Consider the following 5,031-nt stretch of genomic DNA (forward strand, 5'->3'; position numbering starts at 1 on the left):
GACGTGACAATTCGGTCACATCGCCCTTGAGGATTTCACTACGTAGGCGCAGGCAATGCGCGGATCATCGCGCGGAGACGGGAAGCCCCGTCGAGCGCGAGCGCTTCGACCATGGCGTCGTACGATGCCGACAGCGCCATCTGCCGGCCCTGCCGGTCATAGCGATCCCATGGCAGATTGTAGTTCGGTCCGGACGCGTAGCTGACGCCCCAATAGGCCATCGCGCAGTCCGGATCCTGCTCCAGCGCTCTGCGAAAACACTTGATGGCCTCGGCGTGGTTGAAGCCAAACACCCAGTTCAGCCCCCTGTCGAACCAGAGCTGGGCCTCAGGCGAGGACGTGCTGATCTTGCGGCTGCACGCCCCGAGATCGAAATAGGTCATGACCGTTCCCTCATCTGCACCGGTAACGGACATCGCCGCTTCGGCCTGCGGCGTTCGGTCCGTTCGCAGCGCGCTGACCGCAGCTCTGATCATCGCGACGGTTTCGACCTCGGCATCGCGGTCGTCAGGTTGACGCCACGCGCTCTGGATTGCAATGACGACCTCCTCGGTCGTTCATGCCGGCACTGTCATGAATTCCCCCGACCGGACGACGCCAGATCGCGGGGAACGGCGCGACTTGCAAGGCAAGTTGAGCTGGCTTGTGGTGGTTTGGTCCCGCTGGCATCCTGACGGCCGATCCCAGCGGAGACATGGCCCCCATGGGGGACGTCCGAATGTCCGCTCACGCCCTTGAGATCACGAACAGGGCATCACGGAGGGGCTAAAAAGCCTCACAGTGGCCATGATTTCGGGCGTAAATTCGCCCAATCTGGGCGATGGCAGGGCAGTTGCAGTGGCGGCTCAGTCCCACAGGACCGCGGAAGAGGAGTACGAGGCGCAAGTGCGCATCCTCATCCGTATCGTTTCATCCAGCACGTTGGGGCTTCTCGCTTTCGCTGCGGGCCTGCTGATCGGAACGTTCGTGTTCTCGTGATTACCTGCCCGATCAGACCGGCGGGTCATAAGGATACGCCCGAGATCCCGGCTTACTCGTAGAGATACCCGACCGGCTTGCCCTCGGTCCGCAGCGGGCGAACGTCCTTGCGGGTGATGATCTGGCCGGCCAGGCCGTCGATCTCGTCACGCTGCACCGGCGTCCAGCTCCGAAGCTGGTCCATGCCCTTCAGCAGGCCCAGCCGGAGGATCTGGGTGTTGTCACTGAGGCCAACAAGCTGGATCGTGTTCTTGCCCGCGGTGACCGTATCGCCGGTCCCGAGTTCAAAGCCTTCACCTGCACTGTTGCTGAATTCGGCGGTGCCGCGGATGACGCGATAGATGACGACCTCGCCCTTGTCGAGAAAGCCGGCATCTGCGGCTGCCGAGGTGATCTTCGGCAACAGCGAATGGTCGCGCGGGTCGGTCGCGATGATGTGTCCCGTCGTCAGGTGACCGCTGGGAATTTCGATTCCGATATCGCGCACATAGACTGGGGCAGCGGATTTGATGGACGTCCCGGCCGCGAGCGGCTTGTAGAGCGCGTCCAGCTCCAGCGGATCCTGGATCCAGAAGCAGGCATCCGTCGGGCGGTCATGCAACTGATGGCTCCAGGCCACGCGCGGCGTTTCCGCCTCGTTGATGTGACCATGCGCCACGACAGTCGGATTGGGGAACGTCGTGGGATCGGTGATGAAGGCTTCGAGGAATTTGCCGGAATAGCCCATGGAGATCGGATCAGGGACCGTTGTCTGCGGCGTGTTCAGGTTCTCTTCCGTCGACAATCCCGACCAGGTGTAGAAGAGCTGACGATGCACGATCGCACTCTGCAGCATCACCGCACCGGGACCGACGGAGTAGTAGCGGCCGTCATAGTCGAAGGTGAACATGCCTGATGTGACCAGCACGAGCTGATATCCGCCCGGCGGCAGGTGAAGATGGAAATCGGTGGGGCCGGTGTCAGTGCGGTAGATCGGCAGGTTGGTCGAGACTTCGTGGAGCAGGAAGGCTTCGTTGTTGGCGTGAAAGCCCTCGTTTGCGCGGTTGTAGAGCGCTTGCGGGCGATAGGTCGCCTCGTGCGAGGCATCGCGGTGGCGATCGATCGCCACGAAATTTTTGGTGTTCAGCCGGATGGGATCGCCGTTCGGGCGAGCAAGGCCAGGCCATTTGACGTCAACAGCGGCGTGCACATTCATGGCACCCTCCAGACTTGGGATTCCAGGAAGAGCTGTGCGAATTTCGGGCCAGTCAGCGAACTGTGCGCCAAGGCGGAGCTCCACACACGGAGCCGAGGCAGGAAAGTTGAAGTCGCACAGGATGTTAGGTCATTGACCTGCCATCGCCTGTTTCGCGATCCGGAAAAGCCGGCGAGCGCAGTCCTGCGTAAATTGACGGCAAGCCTGTCAGGAAAGACGCAGTCGCGGTGCCGCGCGGCTGATCTGACGTAACGCACACAGCCGATCCGGACTCCGCTATCATCGGACCGATGACTCGACGCACCGGCAGTGCCGACCTTCCTCTCCACAACGGACGCGTTCCGCCGTGGCTCGCGAGCCGCATGGCCTCGCTCGGCACCATCATCACGCAGGCGATCGTTCATCACTACGGCCGCGATGCGTTCTTGCAGCGGCTGTCGCATCCGTTCTGGTTCCAGTCGTTCGGCGCCGTGATGGGGATGGACTGGCACTCCTCCGGCATCACGACGTCTGTCATCGGCGCGTTGAAGCGTGGGCTGGCTCCTGTCCAGGACGAGCTCGGCATTTACGTCTGCGGCGGCCGCGGCCAGCATTCGCGCAAGACGCCGGACGAGCTGATGGCGCTCGGCGATCGCGTCGGCTTCGACGGCGCGGGCTTGACCCGGGCGAGCCGGCTCGTGGCAAAAGTCGACAGCGCCGCGGTGCAGGATGGCTTTGATCTCTATCTGCACGGCTTCTTCGTCACGTCAGACGGCAAATGGACCGTCGTGCAGCAGGGCATGAACGGCGACAAGCGCCAGGCGCGCCGCTACCACTGGCATTCCGAGGCGTTGAAGAGTTTTGTCGATGCGCCGCATAGCGCGATCGACGGCCCCGCGCAGGGCCAGATCGTCAACCTGACCGATCACCGCGCCGACGTCTCGCGCACGGCGCAGCTCGAGCTGCTGACCGAGCTCGGCCCCGACCGCATCGTCTCCGAGTTCGAGCGCCTCAGCGGCACCGAGCCCGCGCAAGCGCTGCTGCCGCATCTGATCATGCCCGCGCATCACGACGTGCGGCCGAAGGATGTGTTCGCGCGCCGCCTGCACGGCACGCTTGCGGCTGCGGCTGAACGCGGCCCGGTCGATTTCCCGGAGCTGCTGCTGACACCCGGCGTCGGCGCGCGCACCGTGCGCTCGCTGGCGATGGTCGCCGAGGTCGTGCACGGAGCGCCCTATCGCTTCAACGATCCCGCGCGCTTCTCACTCGCCCATGGCGGCAAGGACCGTCACCCCTATCCCGTGCCGATCAAGGTCTATGACGAGACCATTCGCGTGCTGAAGGACGCAGTCCAGCAGGCCAAGCTCGGACGTGAGGAAGAGATGCAGGCGTTGAGGCGGCTCGACGACCAGGCGCGGCGGCTGGAACGGACCGCGACCGGGCCATCGGTAGAAGCTTACATCGCCGGTGAGCGCGTGGCCTCACCCGCGCTTGACGGCCGTTCGGTGTTTGGCTGGGAGCGCGATCTCGTCGCGCCGGGCAAATTGCGGGACACATCGACCGGCTGACGCGCGCCTGTTGCGACCGGCAGCTTTGCAATCGCGCGGATGCCCGGCCGTTTCCGCCAGTGGATGTCCCGAGGATCGACCGCGAGCGCGAGGCCGGGCCAGCGCGAAAACAGCGCCTGCAGCGCGCAAACCGCCTCGATCCGCGCGAGCTGATGTCCCAGACAGAAATGGATGCCGGTGCCGAACGACAAATGCCGGTTGGGTTTTCGCGCGAGGTCAAGCACATCAGGATGCTCGTGAACATCGCCGTCCATGTTCGCGGCTGTCAGCATCACCATGACGCGGTCGCCCTTTTTCAGGTGCACGCCATCGAGCTCGACGTCACGCCGCACATAGCGCGGTTTTGAGAACTGGACCGGCGAGACGAAGCGCAAGAACTCCTCGACCGCGAGGCCGACGCGGCTCCAGTCTTCCTCCAGCCAGTCGCGGAGCCTTGGATTTTTCAGCAGCTCATAGACGGAGCCGCTGATCAGATGCGTCGTGGTCTCCGAGCCGGCGGCGAGCAGCAAAAACACCATCGACACCATTTCGCTCGGCGTGATGCGGCCGCCTTCCCGCTCGACCTGGACCAGCTCGGCAATCAAGCCCTCGCCGCCTTCCTTTCGCGCCACGTCCAGCTGCGCTTCGAGATAGTGTCGCATCTTGCCGAGGGCAAACAGCATGCGGACGATGCCGAAGATGCTCGTCAGCCCCGCCATCGAATTGGCCCAGGCAATGAACTTTGGCCGGTCGGCCTGCGGCAGGCCCAGGAGCTCGCAGATCACGGATAGCGGCAGGATACGCGCGTAACGCTGCACGAGATCGGCCGGGCTGCCGCCGGCGAACAGGTTGGCGGCGAGATCATCGGCGATGGCGCGGATGCGCGGCTCCATCGCCACGATGGCGCGGCGGCGGAAGGCTTCGTCGACGATGCTGCGCAGCCGCGTGTGATCCGGCTCGTCCATGGTCAGCATGTTGTTGGCGATCGTCGTGAGGAGCTTTGGCATCCACCAGCGAACGCCGGCGAGCTCGCCGCCTTCCTTGCGCAGCGTGAAGACCGTGCTGTCCTTCAGCACCTGCGCCGTCGTCTCATAGGTCGTGGTGACCCAGACATCGCCGACCAGCGGGAACCGGGTCGCGACCACGGGCCCAAAGGCACGGAGCTTCGCGATGCCTTTCGGGGGATCGCGGAAGAAGTCGTCGCTGGTGAAATCGATGCGCGGCGTCATGCATCACCGGCCCTGTTGTTGGCGCCTCATCCAGATGGTGGTCGTTGCGGACGGTGCAAGGGAAGGAACTGTCCACGCGGACACCCGTCATGCCCGGGCTTGT

At 64.1% G+C, this 5,031-nt stretch carries 4 protein-coding genes; 1 reads left to right on the forward strand and 3 read right to left on the reverse strand.

Going from position 1 to position 5,031, the window contains the following annotated elements; translation table 11 throughout:
• Positions 1-38 precede the first annotated feature (38 nt).
• Together C2U70_RS18655 and C2U70_RS18665 are read right to left on the reverse strand one after the other, a co-directional pair.
• Positions 39-476: a tetratricopeptide repeat protein gene (locus C2U70_RS18655; RefSeq protein ID WP_140979889.1), complete on the reverse strand. Its 438-nt coding sequence runs from the start codon at positions 474-476 to the stop codon at positions 39-41.
• 554 nt (positions 477-1,030) lie between these two features.
• Complete coding sequence (locus C2U70_RS18665; protein WP_140979891.1) at positions 1,031-2,173, reverse strand: hypothetical protein; 1,143 nt, start codon at positions 2,171-2,173, stop codon at positions 1,031-1,033.
• Between the two features lie 290 nt (positions 2,174-2,463).
• On the opposite strand from C2U70_RS18665, the gene C2U70_RS18670 reads away from it, so the two are divergent.
• The gene (locus C2U70_RS18670) at positions 2,464-3,720 is read left to right on the forward strand and encodes a DUF763 domain-containing protein (protein ID WP_140979892.1); all 1,257 of its coding nucleotides are present in this window, start codon (positions 2,464-2,466) and stop codon (positions 3,718-3,720) included.
• Here the strand turns inward: C2U70_RS18670 and C2U70_RS18675 are convergent.
• Positions 3,609-4,928 carry a cytochrome P450 family protein gene (locus tag C2U70_RS18675; RefSeq protein WP_140979893.1) on the reverse strand — a complete coding sequence of 440 codons (1,320 nt, stop codon included), beginning with the start codon at positions 4,926-4,928 and terminating at the stop codon, positions 3,609-3,611. The two genes, C2U70_RS18670 and C2U70_RS18675, sit on opposite strands and share 112 nt — an antisense overlap.
• Positions 4,929-5,031: the final 103 nt, after the last annotated feature.

The sequence above is a fragment of the Bradyrhizobium guangdongense genome, from assembly GCF_006483445.1.
Classification (GTDB): Bacteria; Pseudomonadota; Alphaproteobacteria; order Rhizobiales; family Xanthobacteraceae; genus Bradyrhizobium; species Bradyrhizobium guangdongense_A.

Bases quoted from the DNA above. Each gene is read 5' to 3' on its own strand.
- C2U70_RS18670 (WP_140979892.1), top strand. From the start codon at position 2,464: ATGACTCGACGCACCGGCAGTGCCGACCTTCCTCTCCACAACGGACGC.
- C2U70_RS18665 (WP_140979891.1), bottom strand. From the start codon at position 2,173: ATGAATGTGCACGCCGCTGTTGACGTCAAATGGCCTGGCCTTGCTCGC.
- C2U70_RS18655 (WP_140979889.1), bottom strand. From the start codon at position 476: ATGATCAGAGCTGCGGTCAGCGCGCTGCGAACGGACCGAACGCCGCAG.
- C2U70_RS18675 (WP_140979893.1), bottom strand. From the start codon at position 4,928: ATGACGCCGCGCATCGATTTCACCAGCGACGACTTCTTCCGCGATCCC.